The 22,428-nt window shown below is 72.3% G+C and carries 19 protein-coding genes; 8 read left to right on the top strand and 11 right to left on the bottom strand.

All coding sequences use genetic code 11. The annotated features are described in order from the left end of the window. The first annotated feature begins 188 nt into the window (after positions 1–188). Positions 189–1,424 (top strand): serine hydrolase domain-containing protein, encoded by a 1,236-nt coding sequence (locus K7396_RS20770; RefSeq protein WP_152105150.1) that lies wholly within the window; start codon positions 189–191, stop codon positions 1,422–1,424. Positions 1,425–1,434: 10 nt separating this feature from the next. Here the strand turns inward: K7396_RS20770 and K7396_RS20765 are convergent, their stop codons facing one another. Beyond that, on the bottom strand, positions 1,435–3,141 hold the full coding sequence (locus K7396_RS20765) for a glycerol-3-phosphate dehydrogenase/oxidase (protein WP_152105151.1): 1,707 nt from the start codon (positions 3,139–3,141) through the stop codon (positions 1,435–1,437). Between the two features lie 224 nt (positions 3,142–3,365). Between K7396_RS20765 and K7396_RS20760 the strand changes: the two genes are divergently transcribed. Next, entirely contained in the window at positions 3,366–4,610 is a 1,245-nt protein-coding gene (locus K7396_RS20760) for a nucleotide sugar dehydrogenase (RefSeq protein WP_152105152.1), read from the top strand. A 482-nt stretch (positions 4,611–5,092) separates the two neighbouring features. On the opposite strand, the gene K7396_RS20755 is transcribed toward K7396_RS20760, so the two are convergent. From K7396_RS20755 to K7396_RS20740, 4 genes are all read right to left on the bottom strand, one after another. Then, positions 5,093–6,208, bottom strand: coding sequence for a GuaB3 family IMP dehydrogenase-related protein (locus K7396_RS20755; RefSeq protein WP_088798368.1), 1,116 nt, complete (start codon positions 6,206–6,208; stop codon positions 5,093–5,095). Positions 6,209–6,364: 156 nt separating this feature from the next. Next, positions 6,365–7,867 (bottom strand): IMP dehydrogenase, encoded by a 1,503-nt coding sequence (gene guaB / locus K7396_RS20750; RefSeq protein WP_086716389.1) that lies wholly within the window; start codon positions 7,865–7,867, stop codon positions 6,365–6,367. 139 nt (positions 7,868–8,006) lie between these two features. Beyond that, positions 8,007–8,582 (bottom strand): sigma-70 family RNA polymerase sigma factor, encoded by a 576-nt coding sequence (locus K7396_RS20745; protein WP_043264857.1) that lies wholly within the window; start codon positions 8,580–8,582, stop codon positions 8,007–8,009. A gap of 279 nt (positions 8,583–8,861) precedes the next feature. After that, a complete protein-coding gene (locus K7396_RS20740) occupies positions 8,862–9,473 on the bottom strand; it encodes a response regulator transcription factor (protein WP_003948568.1) in 612 nt (203 codons plus the stop codon). A gap of 379 nt (positions 9,474–9,852) precedes the next feature. Here K7396_RS20740 and K7396_RS20735 point away from each other — a divergent pair, with 379 nt between their 5' ends. Next, positions 9,853–10,185 carry a WhiB family transcriptional regulator gene (locus K7396_RS20735; RefSeq protein WP_086716391.1) on the top strand — a complete coding sequence of 111 codons (333 nt, stop codon included), beginning with the start codon at positions 9,853–9,855 and terminating at the stop codon, positions 10,183–10,185. 215 nt (positions 10,186–10,400) lie between these two features. On the opposite strand, the gene K7396_RS20730 is transcribed toward K7396_RS20735, so the two are convergent. After that, positions 10,401–11,312 (bottom strand): LysR family transcriptional regulator, encoded by a 912-nt coding sequence (locus K7396_RS20730; protein WP_086716392.1) that lies wholly within the window; start codon positions 11,310–11,312, stop codon positions 10,401–10,403. A 156-nt stretch (positions 11,313–11,468) separates the two neighbouring features. Here K7396_RS20730 and K7396_RS20725 point away from each other — a divergent pair, with 156 nt between their 5' ends. The 3 genes from K7396_RS20725 (at position 11,469) to K7396_RS20715 (ending at position 14,373) form a co-directional block, all read left to right on the top strand. After that, positions 11,469–12,134 (top strand): MOSC domain-containing protein, encoded by a 666-nt coding sequence (locus K7396_RS20725; RefSeq protein ID WP_086716393.1) that lies wholly within the window; start codon positions 11,469–11,471, stop codon positions 12,132–12,134. Between the two features lie 200 nt (positions 12,135–12,334). After that, complete coding sequence (locus tag K7396_RS20720) at positions 12,335–13,108, top strand: SDR family NAD(P)-dependent oxidoreductase (protein ID WP_152105153.1); 774 nt, start codon at positions 12,335–12,337, stop codon at positions 13,106–13,108. Positions 13,109–13,386: 278 nt separating this feature from the next. After that, on the top strand, positions 13,387–14,373 hold the full coding sequence (locus K7396_RS20715) for a hydroxyacid dehydrogenase (protein ID WP_152105161.1): 987 nt from the start codon (positions 13,387–13,389) through the stop codon (positions 14,371–14,373). Positions 14,374–14,486: 113 nt separating this feature from the next. Here K7396_RS20715 and groL read toward each other — a convergent pair whose 3' ends face one another. Together groL and groES are read right to left on the bottom strand one after the other, a co-directional pair. Continuing rightward, on the bottom strand, positions 14,487–16,112 hold the full coding sequence (gene groL / locus K7396_RS20710; RefSeq protein ID WP_086721771.1) for a chaperonin GroEL: 1,626 nt from the start codon (positions 16,110–16,112) through the stop codon (positions 14,487–14,489). Positions 16,113–16,247: 135 nt separating this feature from the next. After that, positions 16,248–16,556 carry a co-chaperone GroES gene (gene groES, locus K7396_RS20705; RefSeq protein WP_018090856.1) on the bottom strand — a complete coding sequence of 103 codons (309 nt, stop codon included), beginning with the start codon at positions 16,554–16,556 and terminating at the stop codon, positions 16,248–16,250. Positions 16,557–17,067: 511 nt separating this feature from the next. Between groES and K7396_RS20700 the strand changes: the two genes are divergently transcribed. Further along, a complete protein-coding gene (locus tag K7396_RS20700; RefSeq protein WP_086721978.1) occupies positions 17,068–18,420 on the top strand; it encodes an FtsW/RodA/SpoVE family cell cycle protein in 1,353 nt (450 codons plus the stop codon). A 592-nt stretch (positions 18,421–19,012) separates the two neighbouring features. Then, on the top strand, positions 19,013–20,260 hold the full coding sequence (locus K7396_RS20695; protein ID WP_086719525.1) for a class I SAM-dependent methyltransferase: 1,248 nt from the start codon (positions 19,013–19,015) through the stop codon (positions 20,258–20,260). A 7-nt stretch (positions 20,261–20,267) separates the two neighbouring features. Here the strand turns inward: K7396_RS20695 and K7396_RS20690 are convergent, their stop codons facing one another. The 3 genes from K7396_RS20690 to rimI form a co-directional block, all read right to left on the bottom strand. Beyond that, the gene (locus K7396_RS20690) at positions 20,268–20,633 is read right to left on the bottom strand and encodes a hypothetical protein (protein ID WP_086719524.1); all 366 of its coding nucleotides are present in this window, start codon (positions 20,631–20,633) and stop codon (positions 20,268–20,270) included. 123 nt (positions 20,634–20,756) lie between these two features. Continuing rightward, positions 20,757–21,881: a tRNA (adenosine(37)-N6)-threonylcarbamoyltransferase complex transferase subunit TsaD gene (gene tsaD, locus K7396_RS20685; RefSeq protein WP_086719523.1), complete on the bottom strand. Its 1,125-nt coding sequence runs from the start codon at positions 21,879–21,881 to the stop codon at positions 20,757–20,759. A 5-nt stretch (positions 21,882–21,886) separates the two neighbouring features. Beyond that, entirely contained in the window at positions 21,887–22,384 is a 498-nt protein-coding gene (gene rimI / locus K7396_RS20680; protein ID WP_086719526.1) for a ribosomal protein S18-alanine N-acetyltransferase, read from the bottom strand. Positions 22,385–22,428 lie beyond the last annotated feature (44 nt).

Raw genomic sequence — 22,428 nt, 5'->3', positions numbered from 1 at the left:
GAATCCCCTCTGCAATCCAGCCGAGTTGGCAGCTTCGACGTCCCATCGATCACCAAACTGGCCCAACTCGGACAACCCACCCTGGCAGAGCCTTCATTCTCCCTCATCCACGGCCATGCGGAAGGCCCGGGTCTGTGCCGAACGCCACCGCACACCCGTCATGATGGCCCCGACGAACGGGAGTCACGATGCGCAAGCGCTCGCCACGCCCGGCCACGACCCCCGCGCCCCCGCCCGCGCCCCCGGTCACCGGCCGGCGCCGCGCCCTGGTCCGTTCGGGTGCCCCGGCCGCGCTGGCCGCACTCCTCCTGACGGGCTGCGCCGGCCCGTCAGGACCGGCCCCCGTCGCGCACCGGGCACCCGAACGGCCGCCCGCGGCGACCCGGCCCGCCCTGCAGCGCCTGGTCGACGACGGCGTGCCCGGCGCGGCCGCCCTCACCACCCGCGCCGGATACCCCGCCGCGCGCTACGCCACGGCCGGCGTGGCCGATCTGCGCAGCGGCCGCGCGATCGGCCCGCGGGACCACTTCCGGGCCGGCAGCCTCACCAAGACCCTGGTCGCGACGGTCGTCCTGCAACTCGTCGCCGAGGGCAGGCTGTCCCTGCACGACAGCGCCGCCGCCCACCTCCCGCCCGGCGTCCCGGCCGCGGGCGACGGCGACCGCAGCACCCTGCGCACCGTGACGATCCGCCAGCTGCTGGACCACACCAGCGGCCTGTTCAACTACACCCGGGACCCCCGGCTGTCGGAACAGCTCTTCGGCTCCGGCTTCGGCGCCCACCGCTACGACAGCCACACCCCGGCCGAGCTGCTGCGGATCGCCCTCGGCCACCCGCCGGTGGCCGCCCCGGGCACCCGCTACTCCTACTCCAACACCAACTACCTGGTGCTCGGCCTGGTCATCCGGGCGGTCACCGGGCACCCGTACGCCACCGAGATCCGCCGCCGCATCCTCGTCCCCGCCCGGCTCGGCCACACCTCCTTCCCCGGCACCGACCCGGTGCTGCCCCGCCCGCACGGCCGCGCGTACTCCCGGGCCGGCGACCGGCGGGTGGACGCCACGTCCCTGGACCCCAGCCGGGCGGGCGCGGCCGGCGAGATGGTCACCACCCTCGGCGACCTCAACCGCTTCTTCTCCGCGCTGCTCCGCGGCCGGTTCCTGGCGCCGCGCCAGATGGCCGAGATACGCGACGAGAAGGCCACCGGCGGCACCTACGGCCTCGGCCTGTACGCGACCAGGCTGCCCTGCGGCGTCACCGTCTGGGGCCACGACGGCGAGATCAACGGCTCCTACGTCCGGACCGCGGGCACCGCCGACGGCCGCCACATCGTCAGCTACCGCGTCAACACCGACACCCTGCCCGACCCGGCGCACGGCACGGCGGTGCTCACCGCGGAGTTCTGCGCGGCCCGGCACCACTGAGGCCCGGCGCCTACAGCGGCACGATGTCCGGAGCCCCCAGCCGCGCCGCGTCCGCCGTCAGATCGTCCGGCTGCCGCTGGGATTCGCGTTCCGCCTCGACCCGCTTCTGGTAGTGCGTGATCTCCTTCTCGATCTGGTCGCGCTCCCAGCCCAGCGCGGGCGCGATCAGCTCGGCGACCTCGCGGGCGCTGCGGGTGCCCCGGTCGAAGGTCTCGATGGAGATGCGGGTGCGCCGGGTCAGGACGTCGTCGAGATGACGGGCGCCCTCGTGCGTGCAGGCGTAGACCGCCTCGGCCCGCAGGTAGTCGTCCGCGGCCGCCAGCGGTTCGCCCAGGGAGGGATCGGCCACCACCAGCTCCAGCAGCTCCTCGGCGAGCGAGCCGTACCGGTTCAACAGATGCTCGATGCGCGCCACATGGAGCCCGGTGCGCGCCGCGATCCGGGCCCGCGCGTTCCACAGCGCCCGGTAGCCCTCGGCCCCGACCAGCGGAATGTCCTCGGTGACGCTCTCCGCGACCCTCTGGTCGAGGCCGTGCACCGCCTCGTCCACCGCGTCCTTCGCCATCACCCGGTACGTCGTGTACTTGCCGCCCGCGACCACGACCAGCCCCGGTACCGGGTGCGCGACGGTGTGCTCCCGCGACAGCTTGCTGGTGGCGTCCGACTCCCCGGCCAGCAGCGGACGCAGCCCCGCGTACACCCCCTCCACGTCGTCCCTGGTCAGCGGGGTCGCCAGCACCGCGTTCACATGCTCCAGCAGATAGTCGATGTCCGCGCTGGAGGCCGCCGGGTGCGCCTTGTCCAGGTCCCAGTCCGTGTCCGTCGTGCCCACGATCCAGTGCCGCCCCCACGGGATGACGAACAGCACGCTCTTCTCGGTCCGCAGGATCAGCCCGGTCGTCGAATGGATCCGGTCCTTGGGAACGACCAGGTGGATGCCCTTCGAGGCGCGGACGTGGAACTGCCCGCGCTCCCCGATCAGCCGCTGGGTGTCGTCCGTCCACACCCCGGTGGCGTTGACGACCTGCCGCGCCCGGATCTCGTACTCGCCGCCGCCCTCGACGTCCTGCACCCGCGCGCCGACCACCCGCTCGCCCTCGCGCAGAAAACCCACCACCCGCGCCCGGTTGGCGACCTGCGCGTCGTAGGCGGCCGCGGTCCGCACCATCGTCGCCACATAGCGCGCGTCGTCCATCTGCGCGTCGTAGTACTGCAGCGCGCCGACCAGCGCGTCCTTCTTCAGGCAGGGCGCGACCTGCAGGGCCCGCCGGTGCGAGAGGTGCCGGTGGTGGGGCAGGCCGCGGCCGTGCCCCGACGAGATGGACATCGTGTCGTACAGCGCCACACCGGTGCCCGCGTACCACCGCTCCCAGCCCTTGTGCTGCAGCGGATACAGGAACGGCACCGGCTTGACCAGATGCGGCGCCAGCCGCTCCAGCAGCAGCCCCCGCTCCTTCAGCGCCTCGCGCACCAGCGCGAAGTCCAGCATCTCCAGATACCGCAGACCGCCGTGGATGAGCTTGCTCGACCGGCTGGACGTGCCCGACGCCCAGTCCCGCGCCTCGACGAGTCCGGTGGACAGACCGCGGGTCGCGGCGTCCAGCGCCGTCCCCGCGCCGACGACTCCGGCGCCGACCACGAGAATGTCCAGCTCCCGCTCCGCCATTCGGGCGAGCGCCTCGGCCCGCTGCGCCGGTCCCAGTATCGCTGTCTTCACCGCTGCCTCCCGCTGTGATCGGGGCCACACCCCCCGTCCGTCGATTCTGTCCGCGCCGCGTTCCGGTATCCACCCTCCGCTCAATGGCGACAACACCCCGCCGCCTTGATCCATCAATCCCTATTCTGGGTCAAATATCCGCTTAGTCTACTTATGCACGATCGCCAGCCGCTCACGTCATGCGCACACGTCATTCGCAGTCGCTCGGGAAGGACGGCCGCAGCATGCCCGCAGACCTCGCCGTCATCGGACTCGGTCACCTCGGCCTCCCCCTCGCCCAGGCCGCCACCTCCGCCGGCATCGGCACCATCGGCTACGACCCCGACCCGCCCGCCGCCCTCTCCGGCGCCGACGGGCCGCTGACCGCCACCGAACTCCGCCGCCTGCTCTCGGCCGGCTTCCGCACCACCACCGACCCCGCGGCCCTCGGCCGGGTCCGCACCGCGGTCCTGTGCGCACCCACACCGCTCGGCGAGGACCGCGCACCGGACCTCACCGCCCTCGCCGACGCCGCCCGCACCCTGGCCGCGCACCTGCGCCCGCACACCACGGTGATCCTCGAATCCACCGCCTACCCGGGCACCACCGAGGAATTCCTGCGCCCCCTCCTGGAGGAGGGCTCCGGCCTCACCGCCGGCCGCGACTTCCACCTCGCCTGCTCCCCCGGCCGCCACGACCCCGGCAACCGCACCCACCACTACGCCAACACGCCCAAGGTCATCGGCGGCCTCACCCCCGCCTGCACCGAGGCCGCCGCCGCCTTCTACGGCCGCCTCACCGACAAGGTCGTCCGCGCCCGCGGCCCCCGCGAGGCGGAGACCGCCAAGCTCCTGGAGACCAACTACCGCCACATCAACATCGCCCTGATGAACGAGATGGCGGTCTTCTGCCACGACATCGGCGTCGACCTGTGGGACGTCATCCGCTGCGCGGAGACCAAGCCGTTCGGCTTCCAGTCCTTCCGCCCCGGCCCCGGCGTGGGCGGCCACGCCGCCCCCGTCGACCCCAACCACTACGCCGGCACCGGCCGTTCCCTCGGCCACCCGCTGCGCATGGTCGAACTCGCCCAGGAGGTGAACGACCGGATGCCGCGCTACGTCATCCAGCGCTGCGCCACCCTCCTCAACGAACACGGCAAGTCCGCCCGCGGCGCCCGCGTCCTGCTCCTGGGCGTCACCTACAAGCCCGACATCGCCGACCAGACGGGCTCACCGTCCCGCGAGATCGCCGCCCGCCTGATGGAACTCGGCGCGCACCTGACCTACCACGACCCGTACGTCCACCGGTGGAACGTCCTGGACCGCCCGGTCCCCCGCGCCGACTCCCTCTACGAAGCCGCCGCCGCGGCCGACCTGACGGTCCTTCTCCAGGCCCACCGCACGTATGACCTCCAGGGGCTGTCGGTCAAAGCGCAGCTGCTGCTGGACACTCGCGGGGCGACGCCGACCGGTGCGGCGCACCGGTTGTAGCCGTCCGTTTGCCGTTCGCCTCCGGCGGGGTGGGGTTGTTGGGCGGGGCCGCTTCTACTGTGCGGTGGGTGCCGGTGGCGGGCCTCCGGGGCCTGTGTGGTGGACTGCTTCGCTTTACGTCCACCACACAGGCCCCTCCGGCCCACCACCTCCCCGCCCGGACGGCGCCCCCCGCCCGGTGGGGGGATCTGTCAAAAGACCAGTAGCTGGGCCCGCACCACGATGCGGGCCCAGCTACTGGTCTTTTGTTTTGCTGCACCCCCACCGGGGTGGGGCCCCACAAACGGCGGGAGGGGGCGGGGCCTGCGGGGTGGGTTGTCGGACGTAAAGCGAAGCAGTCCGACAACCCACCCCGCAGGCCCCGAACCCGGCACCCACCACAAACATGGGGCCCCACCCCACACAACCCACCCCGCCCCCGCCGAAGGCGGGAAAGAACAACAGAAAGAAAAACGGCGGGCCACCCGGCAACGTGGGAAGCCTCAGCGCCGTGGCGCCACCGTCACCTCGACCCGCTGGAACTCCTTCAGCTCCGAGTACCCGGTCGTCGCCATCGCCCGCCGCAACGCGCCGAAGAAGTTCATCGAGCCATCGGGAACCGTGGACGGCCCCAGCAGCACCTCCTCGGTGGTGCCGACCGCACCGAGGTCCATCCGCTTGCCGCGCGGCACGTCCTCGTGGACGGCCTCCATGCCCCAGTGGTGGCCGCGCCCGGGGGCGTCCGTGGCGCGGGCGAGCGGGGAGCCCATCATCACGGCGTCGGCGCCGCAGGCGATCGCCTTGGGGAGGTCGCCGGACCAGCCCACACCGCCGTCGGCGATGACGTGGACGTAGCGGCCGCCGGACTCGTCCATGTAGTCGCGGCGCGCGGCGGCGACGTCGGCGACCGCGGTCGCCATCGGGACCTGGATGCCCAGGACGTTGCGCGTGGTGTGCGCGGCGCCGCCGCCGAAGCCGACCAGCACACCGGCCGCGCCGGTCCGCATCAGGTGCAGCGCGGCGGTGTACGTGGCGCAGCCGCCGACGATGACCGGGACGTCCAGCTCGTAGATGAACTGCTTGAGGTTCAGCGGCTCGGCCGCGGAGGAGACGTGCTCGGCGGAGACGGTGGTGCCGCGGATCACGAAGATGTCGACGCCGGCGTCGACGACGGCCTTGGAGAACTGGGCGGTGCGCTGCGGCGAGAGCGCGGCGGCGGTGACCACGCCCGCGTCCCGCACCTCCTTGATCCGCTGCCCGATCAGCTCTTCCTTGATCGGCGCGGCGTAGATCTCCTGGAGCCGCTTGGTGGCGGTGGGGCCGTCCAGCTCCGCGATCTCGGCGAGCAGCGGCTCCGGGTCCTCGTAACGGGTCCAGAGACCTTCCAGGTTGAGGACGCCCAGGCCGCCCAGCTCACCGATGCGGATGGCGGTCTGCGGGGAGACCACCGAGTCCATGGGAGCGGCCAGGAACGGCAGCTCGAAGCGGTAGGCGTCGATCTGCCAGGCGATCGAGACCTCCTTCGGGTCGCGGGTGCGGCGACTGGGTACGACGGCGATGTCGTCGAATGCGTATGCCCGGCGGCCGCGCTTGCCGCGCCCGATCTCGATCTCAGTCACGTGTGTGGCCTTTCCCTCTACGTCTGCGCTTCCAGTATCCCCGACACACCGAAGCCCGCGGCCGGGGTGCGGCCGCGGGCTTCACGGCAGGGCCGTGCTAGCGCCGTGTGCAGTGACGCGCCTTGATGGTCATCCGATCCCCTGGTCCGGGGGACCTCAGCGACCCGAGTAGTTGGGCGCCTCGGTCGTCATCTGGATGTCGTGCGGGTGGCTCTCCTTGAGGCCCGCGGAGGTGATGCGGACGAAGCTGCCCTTCTCCTTGAGCTCGGCGATGTCGGCGGAGCCGACGTACCCCATGGAGGCGCGCAGGCCGCCGACGAGCTGGTGGGCGACCGAGGCGAGCGGCCCGCGGTAGGGCACCTGGCCCTCGATGCCCTCGGGCACGAGCTTGTCCTCGGACAGCACGTTGTCCTGGAAGTAGCGGTCCTTGGAGAAGGACCGGGCCTGGCCCCGGGACTGCATCGCGCCCAGCGAGCCCATGCCGCGGTACGACTTGAACTGCTTGCCGTTGATGAAGACCATCTCGCCGGGCGACTCCTCGCAGCCGGCCAGCAGCGAGCCCAGCATCACGGTGTCCGCGCCGGCCGCGATGGCCTTGGCGATGTCGCCGGAGAACTGCAGGCCGCCGTCGCCGATCAGCGGGACGCCCGCGGCGTTCGCGGCCTGCGCCGCCTCGTAGATCGCGGTGACCTGCGGCACGCCGACGCCGGCGACGACGCGGGTGGTGCAGATGGAGCCGGGGCCGACGCCGACCTTGATGCCGTCCGCGCCCGCGTCGATCAGCGCCTGGGCGCCGTCGCGGGTGGCGACGTTGCCGCCGACGACATCGACGTTGATGTTGGACTTGACCTTGGCGATCATGTCGAGGATGCCGCGGCTGTGGCCGTGCGCGCTGTCGATGACGAGGAAGTCGGCACCGGCCTCGACCAGCGCCTGCGCCCGGTCGTACGCGGCGTCGCCGACACCCACCGCGGCACCGACGACCAGCCGGCCCTCGGCGTCCTTGGCGGCGTTCGGGTACTTCTCGGCCTTGACGAAGTCCTTGACCGTGATCAGGCCCTTGAGCACGCCGGCCTCGTCGACCAGCGGCAGCTTCTCGATCTTGTGGCGGCGCAGCAGCTCGATGGCGTCCTCGCCGGAGATGCCGACCTTGCCGGTGACCAGCGGCATCGGCGTCATGACCTCGCGGACCTGGCGGCTGCGGTCCATCTCGAAGGCCATGTCGCGGTTGGTGACGATGCCCAGCAGCTTGCCCGCGGCGTCGGTGACCGGCACCCCGCTGATGCGGAACTTGGCGCACAGCGCGTCGGCGTCGGCGAGCGAGGCGTCGGGACGCACCGTGATCGGGTCGGTGACCATGCCGGACTCGGAGCGCTTGACCAGGTCGACCTGGTTGGCCTGGTCCTCGATGGACAGGTTGCGGTGCAGCACGCCCGCGCCGCCCTGCCGGGCCATGGCGATGGCCATCCGGGCCTCGGTGACCTTGTCCATCGCCGCGGAGAGCAGCGGGATGTTCACCGCGACGTTGCGCGAGACCCGGGAAGCGGTGCTCACCGCGTTGGGCAGCACCTCCGACGCACCGGGCAGCAGCAGCACGTCGTCGTATGTCAGCCCGAGCATGGCGAATTTGGCGGGCATACCGTCGACGTTGTCACTCATGACACCTTCCCCAATGCTCTTGCCTCAGCGCGGACTCCCATGCTAACGGCCTAAGGAAGTGTCCCAATCCACGAGCGATGAGGGCCTCGTCACTTGTGTATTTCTACGGCGATATCCCGCCGTGGACAGCGGGAATCTGCTACTGCTCGGCGAGCGCCCGCAGCCTGCTCAGCGCCCGGTGCTGGGCGACCCGCACCGCGCCGGGCGACATCCCCAGCATCTGCCCGGTCTCCTCGGCGGTCAGCCCGACGGCCACCCGCAGCAGGACCAGCTCGCGCTGGTTCTCCGGAAGGTTCGCCAGCAGCTTCTTGGCCCACTCGGCGTCGCTGCTCAGCAGCGCCCGCTCCTCGGGGCCCAGGGAGTCGTCCGGCTGCTCGGGCATCTCGTCGGACGGCACGGCCGTGCTGCCCGGATGCCGCATCGCCGCGCGCTGCAGGTCGGCGACCTTGTGACCGGCGATGGCGAAGACGAACGCCTCGAAGGGCTTGCCGGTGTCGCGGTAGCGCGGCAGCGCGCAGAGCACCGCGACACACACCTCTTGCGCCAGGTCCTCGACGAAGTGCCGGGCGTCACCCGGCAGCCTCGACAGCCGGGTGCGGCAGTAACGCAGCGCGAGGGGATGCACATGCGCCAGGAGATCGTGGGTGGCCCGCTGGTCACCCTCGACGGCTCGCGCGACGAGAGCGCCGATTTCCTGCTTCCCGTCATCACGCATCGGACCATGGTGCCTTGGCGCCGCACGATCCGCGGCATCAGGTCCGTACTTGTGCACTGAAGCGTTATGCGCGGCAGGTGCGCCGGCTGTCATCTCCTGCGCCCTCCCCTCGTGCCCGACCGACCCGTCCCCGAGGAACCTCATACCTCAAGGATGCGGCACCGCGCGGCGAATCGGACCGCCGGCGGACGCGACGGCCTGCGGAGCACCTCACAGCCCCGCCCGCCGCAGGGCGGGCGGGGATCTTCGCTCCCCCGCATCGACGCACGTCACAACGCCTTAGCGGACCAGTCCCCAGCGGAAGCCCAGGGCCACCGCATGCGCCCGGTCGGAGGCGCCGAGTTTCTTGAACAGACGCCGCGCGTGGGTCTTGACCGTGTCCTCCGAGAGGAACAGCTCACGCCCGATCTCGGCGTTGGAGCGGCCGTGACTCATGCCCTCCAGCACCTGGATCTCGCGCGCGGTCAGCGTCGGCGCGGCGCCCATCTCGGCGGACCGCAGCCGGCGCGGGGCGAGCCGCCACGTCGGGTCGGCGAGCGCCTGGGTCACCGTCGCCCGCAGCTCGGCGCGCGAGGCGTCCTTGTGCAGATAGCCCCGGGCGCCGGCGGCGACCGCGAGCGCGACACCGTCGAGGTCCTCGGCCACCGTGAGCATGATGATCCGGGCGCCGGGGTCGGCGGACAGCAGCCGGCGCACGGTCTCGACACCGCCGAGACCGGGCATCCGTACGTCCATCAGAATCAGATCCGAGCGATCGGCACCCCAGCGGCGGAGGACTTCCTCGCCGTTGGCCGCGGTCGTCACACGCTCGACGCCGGGCACGGTCGCAACCGCCCGACGGAGCGCCTCTCGGGCAAGCGGGGAGTCGTCGCAGACGAGGACGGATGTCATGACCGCCCTCCGCAGCTGATGCGCGTCACCTTGAGCCTCCAGGCTGGTACGTATCGTCACCTGTGCGATTGGCGGCCTCGGACATCTGCCCGACGACTACCTCTGCCAACCGCCTCCGCACTCTCAACGACGGTCACTCGAAAGAGTTACGGCTTCGGCGACCGAGTTCAGCACGCTCCGTGAGGAGCCGGATACGCAGACGACTCATCGGGCGACCGGCATCCGCGCGTGCACCCTATGCCCTATTTGGCTCTCTTTCTTCCATTTTCATGGTGACTATGACTAGATTCGCAATGAGTCATATTTACATCTACTTCGACAGTAGATGTACCGTCGTGAGCACCGAGCCCGCATCAGCACCGCTTCGAGGGGACAAGCAATGGCAGATTTCTCCCGCCTTCCGGGCCCGAACGCGGATCTCTGGGACTGGCAGCTGCTCGCCGCCTGCCGCGGCGTGGACAGCTCTCTCTTCTTCCATCCCGAGGGTGAGCGCGGAGCGGCCCGCAGCGCGCGTGAGACATCGGCGAAGGAGGTGTGCATGCGCTGCCCGGTACGGGCCGAGTGCGCGGCGCATGCGCTGGCCGTCCGTGAGCCCTACGGGGTGTGGGGCGGCCTGACGGAGGACGAACGCGAGGAACTGATGGGCCGGGCCCGCCACCGGCTGATCCCCGCCTCCTCCATGACCGGTTCCGCGGGCGTCTCCGGCGCCTGAACCTTCGGGAGCGCGCCGCCCCTGAAGAAACGTTCCTGCATGGCCGCACGGTGTCGGCCGGCAGGGTGGGCGGGGAGATTGCCGCCGCGGGCGGGCGGCAGCGGCTCGGTGCGGGGCGGGCTCGGACGGGTGCGGGCTCGGTGCGGCCCGGCACCCGGGGCGGACGGGACGCCCCCTCGCGTCCCCGCGCGCGGCGTGCCCGCACGCGCCCCGGCTCAGCGACCGGCGGCGTCCGCCAGCCGGTCGAGGGTCGCCTCGACGGCGGGGACCTGTGCCAGGTCCGGCAGCGTGAGCGCGACGATCTCGCGGTGCACGGCGGGCTCCATGCGTATCGCCGTGGCCCCCTTGGGGCGTACCGATTCCAGGGTGAGCTCGGGCAGCGCGGCGACCCCCAGGCCCGCGCCGACCAGGCCGATCACCGCCGGGTAGTCGTCGGTCGCGAAGTCGATGCGCGGGGTGAAGCCCGCGCTCTCGCAGACCTCCACGAGGTGCCTGCGGCAGCGGGGACAGCCCGCGATCCAGGCCTCGTCGGCCAGCTCGGCGAACTGCGCGGTGCCCGCCTTGGCCAGCCGGTGGCCGTCCGGGACCAGGCCCACCAGCCGGTCCGCCAGGATCGGGCGGACCACCAGGTCGTCCCACTCCGCTCCGGCCGCCGGGTCCGCGCCGCGCACCTCCGGATAGCGGAACGCCAGGGCGATCTCGCAGTCGCCGTTGCGCAGCATCTCGATGGAGCGCGGCGGCTCGGCCTCGACCAGCGAGACCCGGGTGCCGGGATGGGCGGCGCGCATCGTCGCCAGGGCGGTCGGCACCAGCGTGGAGCTACCGGAGGGGAAGGAGACCAGCCGCACCCGGCCCGCGCGCAGGCCGGCGATGGCCGCGATCTCCTCCTCGGCGGCGGTGAGCCCGGCCAGGATGCCGACGGCGTGCCGGACGAGGGCCTCGCCCGCCTGGGTCAGCCGCATCTCGCGGCCCGCGCGGACCAGCAGCGGGGTGCCGGCGGACTGCTCCAGGGCCTTCATCTGCTGGCTGACGGCCGGCTGGGTGCAGCCCAGCTCGCGTGCGGCGGCGGAGAACGAGCCGGTCCTGGCGACGGCGCGCAGCACACGGAGATGACGGGCCTCGATCATGACTCAAGCATAAGCGGGTCTTGGGTTGAACGGGAAAAAACGAGTCCATGCTTTTGGGTGGCTTGACCTGCGGGGAGGTGGATCGCGGGCATGCGTGAGGCGGGACGCCCGACGGGCCTTTCCCTGGACCTTGCCGATCGAACGACGGAGCACCGCATGAAGCTGCTGACCGTGAACCTGGGGCGGCCCAGCCCGTCCGAGCACACCGATGCCGGGGGCGGCACGGGCATCGACAAGCGGCCCGTGGACGGCCCGGTGGCGGTGACCGCCCCGGGGCCGCACGGCACCGCGGGCAGCGGGCTGGCCGGTGACGCCGTGGTCGACCTGCGCCACCACGGCGGCGACGACCAGGCCGTCTACGCCTACGCGCGCGAGGACCTGGACGCGTGGCAGCGGGAGCTGGACCGTGAACTGCCCAACGGGTGCTTCGGGGAGAACCTCACCACCCTGGGCGTCGACGTCACCGGCGCCCTGATCGGCGAGCGATGGCGGGTCGGCCCGCGGCTGCTGCTGGAGGTCACGGGACCGCGCACCCCCTGCCGCACGTTCCACGGGTGGATCGGCGAGCACGGCTGGATCAAACGGTTCACCCGGGCCGCGGTGCCCGGCGCGTATCTCCGGGTGATCGAGGCGGGCGAGATCCGCGCGGGGGACGCCGTCGAGGTGGTGCGCCGCCCTGATCACGAGGTGACCGTCGGGCTGGCGTTCCGGGCCCTGACCACCTCGCGGGAGCTGCTGCCCCGGCTGCTGGCGGCGGGCGAGGCGCTCCACGGGGAGGCCCGGCGCAAGGCGCTGAAGTACGCGGCGCGGCAGGACGGTTGAGCCGGCCGGGGCCGCGTGGGCCGGACCGGGATGCCGGCGGGGCGGGCCCGCGGCGGCCGGGCGGCTACGGGCCCCGCGGGCGGGGGGCCGCGGGCCCCGCGTCCCGGTTTCCCGAGGGCCGGACGGGCGGCGTCCGCGGGCGGCCGCGCCGCCGGGGGGAGGGGCGCGGGCGTCGTGCCCCGGGCGGATAGCGTGCCCGTATGACGACTGCATTGATCACGGGAGCGACGGCGGGCATCGGGGCGGCGTTCGCCCGGCGGCTCGCGAGTGACGGCCACAGCGTGGTGCTGGTCGCGCGCGACGGGAAGCGACTGCACGCGCAGGCCACGGAGTTGCACGACCGGCACGGCATCGAGGCCGAGGTGCTGAGCGCCGATCTGGCCACCGAGGAGGGCATCGCCGCGGTCGAGGCGCGGCTCTCGGACCCCAAGCACCCGGTGGACCTGCTGGTGAACAACGCCGGGTTCGGCAACAAGGGCGAATACCTCGAAGTCCCGATGGCCGACGAGCTGACGATGCTGAAGGTGCACTGCGAGGCGGTGCTGCGGCTGACCACGGCCGGGGTGCGCGGGATGCGGGACCGCCGGCGGGGCGCGGTGGTCAACGTGGCGTCGGTGGCGGCGTTCGTGCCGCGCGGCACCTACGGCGCGAGCAAGGCGTGGGTCGTGCAGTTCACCCAGGGCGCCGCGCGGGACCTGGCGGGCAGCGGCGTGCGGCTGATGGCGCTGTGCCCGGGATTCGTACGGACCGAGTTCCACCAGCGGGCCGGGATGGGCACGGACAACATCCCCGGCTGGATGTGGCTGGACGCGGACAAGCTGGTCGACGCCGCGATGAAGGACCTGACGCGGGGGAAGTCCCTCTCCATTCCGGACCCGCGGTACAAGGCCCTCATGGGCGCCGTGAAGCTGGCGCCCCGTGGGGTGCTGGGCGGTATGACGTCCCGTACGGGCCGCAAGTACGGGCCGCGCTGACGTGCGGTGCTGACGTGCGGTGACGTCCCGCGGCGCCGGGAGGGGGGCGGCGCCGCGGCGGGTGTGCCGCAGGGGTCTGCCGTTCCGCTCCGGGCTCCCGGGGATGCGCGGGGCGGCGTCCGGGCATGGCTTCCCCGGGCGGTGGGCACCGCCGCGCAGCCACTCGTCCAGGAGCGCCGATGACCACACGTCACCCCGCCACCCCCGACCGCGTCCCCGGACCGGTGGAGCGGGCGGAGCGGCCCGCGTCCCCCGCCCGGCCCGCCGTGCTGCTGTCGATGGGCCCCGGCGTCGCCGGGCGGCTCCTCGACGCCCGCCACCGCGACCGCCTCACGGCTCTCGCCCGTACCGACCCCCGCCTCGTCGCCCACGAACTGGCCGACCCCGCCCCCGAGGTGGCCGCCGCCCTCGCCGACGCCGAGGTGCTCCTGACCTGCTGGGGCGCCCCGCCGCTCACCGCGCGGGTGCTGGACTCGGCCCCGCGGCTGCGCGCCGTCGTGCACGCCGCCGGCTCGGTCAAGCACCACCTCACCGACGCCTGCTGGGCGCGCGGCCTGGCCGTCTCCTCGGCGGCCGCCGTCAACGCGCTCCCGGTCGCCGAATACACCCTCGCCGCGATCCTCTTCGCCAACAAGCGCGTGCTGCACGCCGCGCACCGCTACCGCGGCCTGCGCGCACCCCACGACTGGCACCACGAACTCGGCGCGGCCGGCAACTACCGCCGCACCGTCGGCGTCATCGGCGCCTCCCGCATCGGCCGCCGCGTCATCGAGCTGCTGCGCCCGTTCGACCTGCGGGTCCTGCTGTACGACCCCTGCGTGACCGACGCCGAGGCGGCCCGGCTCGGCGTGCGGCCGGTCCCCCTCGACGCGCTCTGCGCCGACAGTGACATCGTCACCGTGCACGCCCCGGAGCTGCCCGCCACCCGCCATCTGCTCGGCGCCCGCGAACTGGCCCTGCTGCCCGACGGCGCGACGCTGGTCAACACCGCCCGCGGCTCCCTCGTCGACGAGGCGGCCCTGCTCCCCGAGCTGGTCTCCGGCCGCCTGCACGCCGTCCTCGACGTCACCGAGCCCGACCTCCCGCCCCCCGGCTCGCCGTTGTACGAGCTGCCGAACGTCCTGCTCACACCCCATGTGGCGGGGTCGCTGGGCACCGAACTCCACCGTCTGGCCGACCACGCCCTCGACGAACTCGAACGCTATGCCCGGGGTCTCCCGTTCACCGGCGCCGTACGGCCGGAGCACCTGCGCCACTCGGCGTGAACGCCCGGGGCGCCGCCGCGGGCCGCCCGCCGCACACGCACGAGACCCGGCCCCCGCGCGCGGCGGGGACCGGGTCTCGGTCCGTCAGGCAGTCACCTGCCCGTCAGGGTGCGTCAGTGCGCGTGCCCGTGGCCGTGACCGGCCTCGGCCGGCTCGTCCTCCGCGGGCTTCTCGACGACCAGGGTCTCGGTCGTGAGCAGCAGCGAGGCGATCGACGCGGCGTTCTCCAGGGCGGAGCGGGTGACCTTCACCGGGTCGATGACGCCGGCCTTGACCAGGTCGCCGTACTCGCCGGTGGCGGCGTTGAAGCCGTTGCCCTTGTCCTGCTCGGCGACCTTCGCGGTGATGACGTAGCCCTCGAGGCCGGCGTTCTCCGCGATCCAGCGCAGCGGCTCGACGGCGGCGCGGCGGACGACGGCGACACCGGTGGCCTCGTCGCCCTCCTTGCCGAGGGAGCCCTCCAGCACCTTGGCGGCGTGGACCAGAGCGGAGCCACCACCGGAGACGATGCCCTCCTCGACCGCGGCGCGGGTCGCGGAGATGGCGTCCTCCAGACGGTGCTTCTTCTCCTTGAGCTCGACCTCGGTGGCCGCACCCACGCGGATGACGCAGACGCCACCGGCGAGCTTGGCGAGGCGCTCCTGGAGCTTCTCGCGGTCCCAGTCCGAGTCGGTGGTCTCGATCTCGGCCTTGATCTGCGCGACGCGGCCGGCGACGTCCTCGGCCTTGCCGCCACCGTCGACGATGGTGGTGTCGTCCTTGGTGACGGTCACCCGGCGGGCGGTGCCGAGCACGTCCAGACCGGCCTGGTCGAGCTTGAGGCCGACCTCCTCGGCGATGACGGTCGCACCGGTGAGGGTGGCGATGTCGCCGAGCATGGCCTTGCGGCGGTCACCGAAGCCGGGGGCCTTGACGGCCACGGCGTTGAAGGTGCCACGGATCTTGTTGACGACCAGGGTCGACAGGGCCTCGCCCTCGACGTCCTCGGCGATGATCAGCAGCGGCTTGGAGGCACCGGCCTGGATGACCTTCTCCAGCAGCGGCAGCAGGTCCTGGATCGAGGAGATCTTGCCCTGGTGGATCAGGATGTACGGGTCCTCGAGGACGGCCTCCATCCGCTCCTGGTCGGTGACCATGTACGGCGAGAGGTAGCCCTTGTCGAAGGCCATGCCCTCGGTGAAGTCCAGCTCCAGACCGAAGGTGTTGGACTCCTCGACGGTGATGACACCGTCCTTGCCGACCTTGTCCATCGCCTCGGCGATGAGCTCGCCGACCTGCTTGTCCTGCGCGGACAGGCCGGCCACGGCGGCGATGTCGGTCTTGTCGTCGATCGGGCGGGCGGTCGCCAGCAGCTCGTCGGACACGGCCTTGACCGCGGCGTCGATGCCCTTCTTCAGGGCGGCCGGGGAGGCGCCGGCGGCGACGTTGCGCAGACCCTCACGGACCAGGGCCTGGGCCAGCACGGTGGCGGTGGTGGTGCCGTCACCCGCGATGTCGTTGGTCTTGGTCGCCACCTCCTTGACGAGCTGGGCGCCGAGGTTCTCGTACGGGTCGTCGACCTCGACCTCACGGGCGATGGTGACACCGTCGTTGGTGATGGTCGGCGCGCCGAACTTCTTGTCGATGACGACGTTGCGGCCCTTGGGGCCGATCGTCACCTTGACCGTGTCGGCAAGCTTGTTGACGCCGCGCTCAAGGGCGCGACGGGCGTCCTCGTCGAACTTCAGGATCTTCGCCATGGGTTGCTTCAAGTCCTCTCAATGCGATCCTCGGCCACGACGTGGGGACCGCTGTCGCTCAAACGAACTGCGCCCCTGCCCCGGGTTGTTTAGACGCGGGAACCAGGGGCGCAGATCACGGCAAAACCGGGTGACTTACTTCTCGACGATCGCGAGCACGTCGCGGGCCGAGAGAACGAGGTAGTCCTCGTTGTTGTACTTCACCTCGGTGCCGCCGTACTTGCTGTAGAGCACGACGTCGCCGACCTTCACGTCGAGCTCGACGCGCTTGCCGTCCTCGACACGGCCCGGGCCCACGGCCAGGACAACGCCCTCCTGGGGCTTCTCCTTGGCGGTGTCCGGAATGACCAGGCCCGAGGCCGTGGTCTGCTCGGCGTCGAGCGGCTGGACCACGATGCGGTCCTCAAGCGGCTTGATGGCAACCTTGGAGCTGGTGGTCGTCACGATCCGACCTCCCCCTTCGGAGATCTCACGGGGTTAACTGTCTGAGGTGGCGACCAGGTGGATCCGTCGTCGCGGGTGCCGGACCTGCCCGTCGCTGTGTTGGCACTCCCCACTGGAGAGTGCCAACGCCGAGACTATGACGCGGTTAGCACTCGGTCAAGCGGAGTGCCAGCGCGGCGAGGTCCGCTTCTCTCCCCGCCGGCGGCCCGGCACCGCGAAGCCGTGACCTCCGGGGCTCCGCACCCCCGCCCCGCAGGCCCCGCACGGCCGGAACGAAGGCGTACCGGGAGTCGCAAGACGGCCACCTTCCCATCAAATCGGACACACCTTCCCGTTCCCTCGCAACCACGCCACGGGCTGCCTCGTCTACCTCCCCGACTGCCGAGTCGGCGAACCGGGCACGACCCGGCCGGCCGGCGGCCTCGACGATCAGTGGCGGAGGAAACCCGTGCGTGGACAGACCCGCGTTCCCCGGGCGGCCCGGCGACCGGAGAGCGACGTCGAACGCACCATGACGTTCGCCGCGCTCGCCCGGGCACCGGACCGGCGGCGCACCGAGGCATGGCTGCTCGCCCTCGCCGTGCTGATCGCGGACTTCGGCTACGCCTGCACCGGCCTGTCCATGACCGGCCGGCTGCCCGGCGGACTGGCCGGCTTCGCCGTCAGCATGTTCTTCGTGGCGCTGGTGCCGCATCTGGTCCTGCGCCGCTACGCGCCCCGCGCCGACCCGCTGATCCTGCCGCTGGCGACGCTGCTGACCGGCGTCGGCCTGGTGCTGCTGCACCGCCTCGACCTCACCTACGCGCAGACGCCGCGGCTCAAGATCGCCGAGGCGGCGAGCGGGCAGCTGGTGTGGACGGTGATCGGGGTGGCGGTCTGCATCGTCATCCTGCTGGTGCTGCGCGACCACCGCGTCCTGCAGCGCTACATCTACCTGACGATGGTCGTCGCGCTGGTGCTGCTGATGGCCCCGGCCTTCTTCGGCGCCGACATGTACGGCGCCAAGCGCTGGATCCTGCTCGGGCCGCTGTCCCTGCAGCCCGGCGAGTTCGTGAAGATCATGATCTCGGTGTTCTTCGCGGGCTACCTCACCGTCAACCGCGACGCCCTGGCACTGGCCGGGCGCCGTGTCCTGAGCATCCAACTGCCCCCGGGGCGGCAGCTCGCGCCGATCTTCACCATCTGGGCGATCAGCCTCCTGGTGCTGATCTTCGAGCGGGACCTCGGCACCTCGCTGATCTTCTTCGGCGTCTTCGTGATCATGCTGTACATGGCCACGAACCGCACCAGCTGGGTGATCTGCGGCCTGCTGATGGCCGTCGTCGGCGCGGCCGTCGTCGGCTCCCTGGAACCCCACGTCCACGGCCGGGTCACCGCCTGGCTCGACCCGATGCGGGCCTTCACCAAGCAAGGCATCGCGGAGGGCATGTCCAACCAGCTCGGCGAGGCCCTGTTCAGCTTCGGCAGCGGCGGCATCTCCGGCAGCGGGCTCGGGCGGGGCCACCCCGAGCTGATCGGCTTCGCCGGCAACAGCGACTTCATCCTCACCACCGTCGGCGAGGAGATGGGGCTGGCCGGCGTGATGGTCGTGATCATGCTCTACGTACTCCTCGCCCAGCGAGGTCTCCGCGTCGGCCTGAGCGCCCGCGACCCGTTCGGCAAGCTGCTCGCGGTCGGCCTCTCCGGCGCCCTGCTCCTCCAGGTCTTCGTCGTCGCCGGCGGCGTCACCGGCCTCATCCCCCTCACCGGCAAGGCCCTCCCCTTCCTCGCCAAGGGGGGCTCCTCGCTGGTCGCCAACTGGGTCATGGTGGCCCTGCTGTTGCGGATCAGCGATCACGCGCAGCGGCGGCGTGAGCCGGTTTGATCTTTTCCCACGCTTTTGTCTTTCCCGCCGTGGTGGTTGCTCGCCGTGTTTCGCCCCGCTGCGCGGGTGCGCCCGGCGTGGCGCCTGCGGCGGGCGGTGCCGCTGCGCGGGGCGTTTCGGGTGCCGGTGCCGGGCCTCCGCGGGTGGGGTGCCGGACTGCTTCGCTTTACGTCCGGCACCCCACCCGCTCCGGCCCGTCCCCTCCCGTTGAGGGGAGGGAAAGAAGGCCGGTGGGGGTGGATCTGGGCGGTCCGGTGCGCGTTGTGGACGTGGAAAAGCGGCCGTGGACATCGGGAAATGGCTGCGGCGCAGGGAATCGGCTGTGATCGACGCCCGCACCCACTCACGATCACTTCACTCACTCACGGGAGGGGACGGGCCGGAGGGGCAGGGGTGTGGGACGTAAAGCGAAGCAGTCCCACACCCCTGCCCCGCAGGCCCGTCACCGCACCCACAGCCCCGCGCAGCGGACCCGCCCGCCGCAGGCGCCACGGCGAGACAGACCCACGGCGGGAAAGCCAAAAACGCGGCAAGCAAAGCGCAGCGGAACCCACGGCGGGAAAGCCAAAAACGTGGGGAGACAATTGGCATCGTGAACGATGCCGACACCTTCGCCGACCTGCTGACCGCCGAAGGCCAAACCTTGCTGGCCGAGCTACGGGACCACACCCCGTCGGACGAGCTGGCGGCAGCCACCCGGCTGCGGCGCACGTACCCCGCCGCGCTGGTCTCCGCCGCGCTGGGCCAGGCCCGGCTACGGCAGCGCGCGGCAGCGAAGTTCGGGGCGGACGCGGGCCGGATGTACTTCACGCCGAACGGCGTGGAGCAGTCGACCCGGGCCTCGGTCGCCGCCCACCGCGCGGAGCGCCTCGCGGCGCTGGGCGTGCGGTCGCTGGCGGACCTGTGCTGCGGCATCGGCGGCGACGCGCTCGCGCTGGCCCGGGCGGGGATCCGGGTGCTGGCCGTCGACCGTGACCCGCTGGCCTGTGCGGCGGCGCGGGCCAATGCCGAGGCGCTGGGGCTCGCGGAGCTGATCGAGGTGCGCTGCGCGGACGTGACGGAGGTCGACACGGCGGGATACGACGCGGTGTTCGTCGATCCGGCGCGGCGCAGCAAGCCCCGGGGTGGGCGGATTTTCGATCCCGAGGCGTACTCGCCGCCGCTGTCGTGGGCCGTCGAGGCGGCCCGTAAGGCACCGGTCGCGGCGTTGAAGATCGCGCCGGGGGTGCCGCACGAGGCGCTGCCCGAGGACGCCGAGACGGAGTGGATCTCGGACGGGGGCGACGTCAAAGAAGCCGTGGTGTGGTTCGGCGCGGCGGAGGACGCGGCGGCGCACAGGGCGGAAGACGCGGCGCATGGCGGCGCCGACCGCATCGCGCCGGGCGGCCGCCGGGCCACGCTGCTGCCGGGCGGGGACTCGCTGCTGGGCGCGGGGCTGCCGGATCCCGAGCCGGGCCCCGTCGGGGACTGGCTGTACGAGCCGGACGGGGCGGTGATCCGCGCGCATCTGGTCGCGGACGTGGCCCGGGAGATCGGCGGGCGGCTGATCGATCCGACGATCGCGTACCTGACCGCGGACCGGCTGACCGCAACGCCGTACGCGACCGCCTACGCGATCACCGATGTGCTGCCGTTCCACGTCAAGCGGCTCAAGGCGCTGATGCGGGAGCGCGAGGTCGGCATCGCCGTGATCAAGAAGCGGGGCTCGGCGGTGGAGCCGGAGGAGCTGCGCAGGAAGCTGAAGCTCGGCGGCGGCCGCAACTCCTGCACGATCTTCCTGACCCGGGTGGCCGGCGCCCCCATGATGCTGCTGGGGCACCCGGCCGCGGACGCGCCCTGAGCGGCGCTCAGGCCAGGTCGGTGAGGTCCTCGGCGTAGATCTGGGAGAGCGGCTGCGGTCCGATGTACTGCTGGCAGGTGCACTGGCCCGCCTCGTACTGCACCGGTTTGCGGTCGGCGTCCCAGGCGACGGGGACCTCCACCAGCTCATGACACTTGCCCTTTTTGTCATGCTTGGCGAGGTGGTGGGTGCAGCCGCACACCGGCTGCGGCGGCTGCTGCGCCGCGGCCAGCTCCTGCCGATCCTGACGGGCGGTCTCCAGCCGCTCCATCTTGCGTTCGTGCCGCGTGCGCAGCGCCGTGCGGGCGGTGTCGGCGACCTTCGCGAAGCCGCCCGCCATGAAGAAGATGAAGACCCACCAGAACCAGTCCACAGCCTGCCGCCTCCCCACGCGCGCGCCCGGTGCTGCCTGCCAGGGTAAGACCTCTGGCCCCAGCTCGGGCCGGGGACGGCGGCGAGGACTCGCGACACGACAAAACGAGCCCTCGCGGCGGCCTCAGGAGTAGAGGTTGTCCTTGCTCGTCTCGTGGACGTGGTCGTGGTCGTGGTGGTGCGCGGCGGCCGGCTCCTCGCCGGGCACATGCGGTTCGGTGACCGGCAGGGACGAGTCGGCGGAGAGGTCCCAGGCGGAGGCGGACCGGCCCCGCGCCACCATCTCGGCGCCCAGGGCGGCGACCATCGCGCCGTTGTCGGTGCACAGCTTGGGCCGCGGCACCCGCAGGGTGATCCCGGCGTCCTCGCAGCGGCGCTGGGCCATCGCCCGCAGCCGGGAGTTGGCCGCGACGCCGCCGCCGATCATCAGGTGGTCCACGCCGTTGTCCTTGCAGGCCCGGACGGCCTTACGGGTCAGCACGTCCACCACGGCCTCCTGGAAGGACGCCGAGACGTCCGCCACCGGCACCTCCTCGCCGGCCGCCCGCTTGGCCTCGATCCAGCGGGCCACGGCGGTCTTCAGGCCGGAGAAGGAGAAGTCGTAGACCGGGTCGCGGGGGCCGGTCAGCCCGCGCGGGAAGCGGATCGCGTCGGGGTTGCCCTCGCGGGCGTAGCGGTCGATGACCGGGCCGCCGGGGAAGCCGAGGTTCAGCACCCGCGCGATCTTGTCGAACGCCTCGCCGGCCGCGTCGTCGATCGTCGAGCCCAGCGGCCGTACGTCGGAGGTGATGTCCGGGGCCAGCAGCAGGGAGGAGTGGCCGCCGGACACCAGCAGCGCCATGGTGGGCTCGGGCAGCGGGCCGTGCTCCAGCTGGTCGACGCAGATGTGCGAGGCGAGGTGGTTGACGCCGTAGAGCGGCTTGCCCAGCGCGTAGGCGTACGCCTTCGCGGCCGAGACGCCGACCAGCAGCGCGCCGGCCAGGCCCGGTCCCGCGGTGACCGCGATCCCGTCCAGGTCGCTGGCCGCGACCCCGGCGTCCTTCAGGGCGCGCTGGATGGTGGGGACCATCGCCTCCAGATGGGCGCGCGAGGCCACCTCCGGCACCACGCCGCCGAAGCGGGCGTGCTCGTCGACGCTGGAGGCGACGGCGTCGGCGAGGAGGGTGTGGCCGCGGACGATGCCGACACCGGTCTCGTCGCAGGAGGTCTCGATGCCGAGGACGAGCGGTCCGCCGCGTGAGTCAGCCATGGTTCTCAAGTTCCTTGTACGGAGGGTGCTTCGGAGGAGGTCTGGGTGGTGCGGCGCATGACGAGGGCGTCGACGTTGCCGGGCTGGTAGTAGCCGCGGCGGAAGCCGATCGGCTCGAAGCCGAAGCGTTCGTAGAGGCGCTGGGCGCGGAGGTTGTCGACCCGCACCTCCAGCAGCACCTCGTGGCATTCGAAGTCGGTCGCGGCGCCGAGGAGTTCGGTCAGCAGCCGGGCGCCGAGGCCGGTGCCCCACATCTCGCGGGCGGTGGCGATGGTCTGGATGTCGCCGGTGCCGTCGACGGCGGCCAGCCCGCCGTAGCCGACCAGCCGGCCGCCCCGCCCGCCGCCCGGCGGCGCGTCCAGTTCGGCGACGAGGTAGCGGCGGGTGGCGTACGGGCCGCGCGCACGGGCCAGCTCGGACCAGAACATGCCCGGCGACCAGGCGTCCTCGGGGAACAGCTCCCGCTCCAGCTCCAGCACCGGCGCGATGTCCCACCAGCGCATCTCGCGCAGCGACGCGTCCTGCCCAGCGGCCGCGGGGCGCCGGT

This window comes from Streptomyces angustmyceticus (assembly GCF_019933235.1).
Taxonomy (GTDB): domain Bacteria; phylum Actinomycetota; class Actinomycetes; order Streptomycetales; family Streptomycetaceae; genus Streptomyces; species Streptomyces angustmyceticus.
Note: the sequence above shows the minus strand (reverse complement) of the source record. Positions and strands in the feature narration are given on the sequence as shown.

Excerpts from the sequence above, each read along its gene's own strand:
- K7396_RS20725 (WP_086716393.1), top strand. The coding sequence starts at position 11,469 with ATGAAGCTGCTGACCGTGAACCTGGGGCGGCCCAGCCCGTCCGAGCAC.
- K7396_RS20740 (WP_003948568.1), bottom strand. The coding sequence starts at position 9,473 with ATGACATCCGTCCTCGTCTGCGACGACTCCCCGCTTGCCCGAGAGGCG.
- K7396_RS20730 (WP_086716392.1), bottom strand. The coding sequence starts at position 11,312 with ATGATCGAGGCCCGTCATCTCCGTGTGCTGCGCGCCGTCGCCAGGACC.
- K7396_RS20735 (WP_086716391.1), top strand. The coding sequence starts at position 9,853 with ATGGCAGATTTCTCCCGCCTTCCGGGCCCGAACGCGGATCTCTGGGAC.
- rimI (WP_086719526.1), bottom strand. The coding sequence starts at position 22,384 with ATGCGCTGGTGGGACATCGCGCCGGTGCTGGAGCTGGAGCGGGAGCTG.
- groL (WP_086721771.1), bottom strand. The coding sequence starts at position 16,112 with ATGGCGAAGATCCTGAAGTTCGACGAGGACGCCCGTCGCGCCCTTGAG.
- K7396_RS20715 (WP_152105161.1), top strand. The coding sequence starts at position 13,387 with ATGGGCCCCGGCGTCGCCGGGCGGCTCCTCGACGCCCGCCACCGCGAC.
- K7396_RS20760 (WP_152105152.1), top strand. The coding sequence starts at position 3,366 with ATGCCCGCAGACCTCGCCGTCATCGGACTCGGTCACCTCGGCCTCCCC.
- guaB (WP_086716389.1), bottom strand. The coding sequence starts at position 7,867 with ATGAGTGACAACGTCGACGGTATGCCCGCCAAATTCGCCATGCTCGGG.
- tsaD (WP_086719523.1), bottom strand. The coding sequence starts at position 21,881 with ATGGCTGACTCACGCGGCGGACCGCTCGTCCTCGGCATCGAGACCTCC.
- K7396_RS20720 (WP_152105153.1), top strand. The coding sequence starts at position 12,335 with ATGACGACTGCATTGATCACGGGAGCGACGGCGGGCATCGGGGCGGCG.
- K7396_RS20745 (WP_043264857.1), bottom strand. The coding sequence starts at position 8,582 with ATGCGTGATGACGGGAAGCAGGAAATCGGCGCTCTCGTCGCGCGAGCC.
- K7396_RS20770 (WP_152105150.1), top strand. The coding sequence starts at position 189 with ATGCGCAAGCGCTCGCCACGCCCGGCCACGACCCCCGCGCCCCCGCCC.
- K7396_RS20700 (WP_086721978.1), top strand. The coding sequence starts at position 17,068 with ATGACGTTCGCCGCGCTCGCCCGGGCACCGGACCGGCGGCGCACCGAG.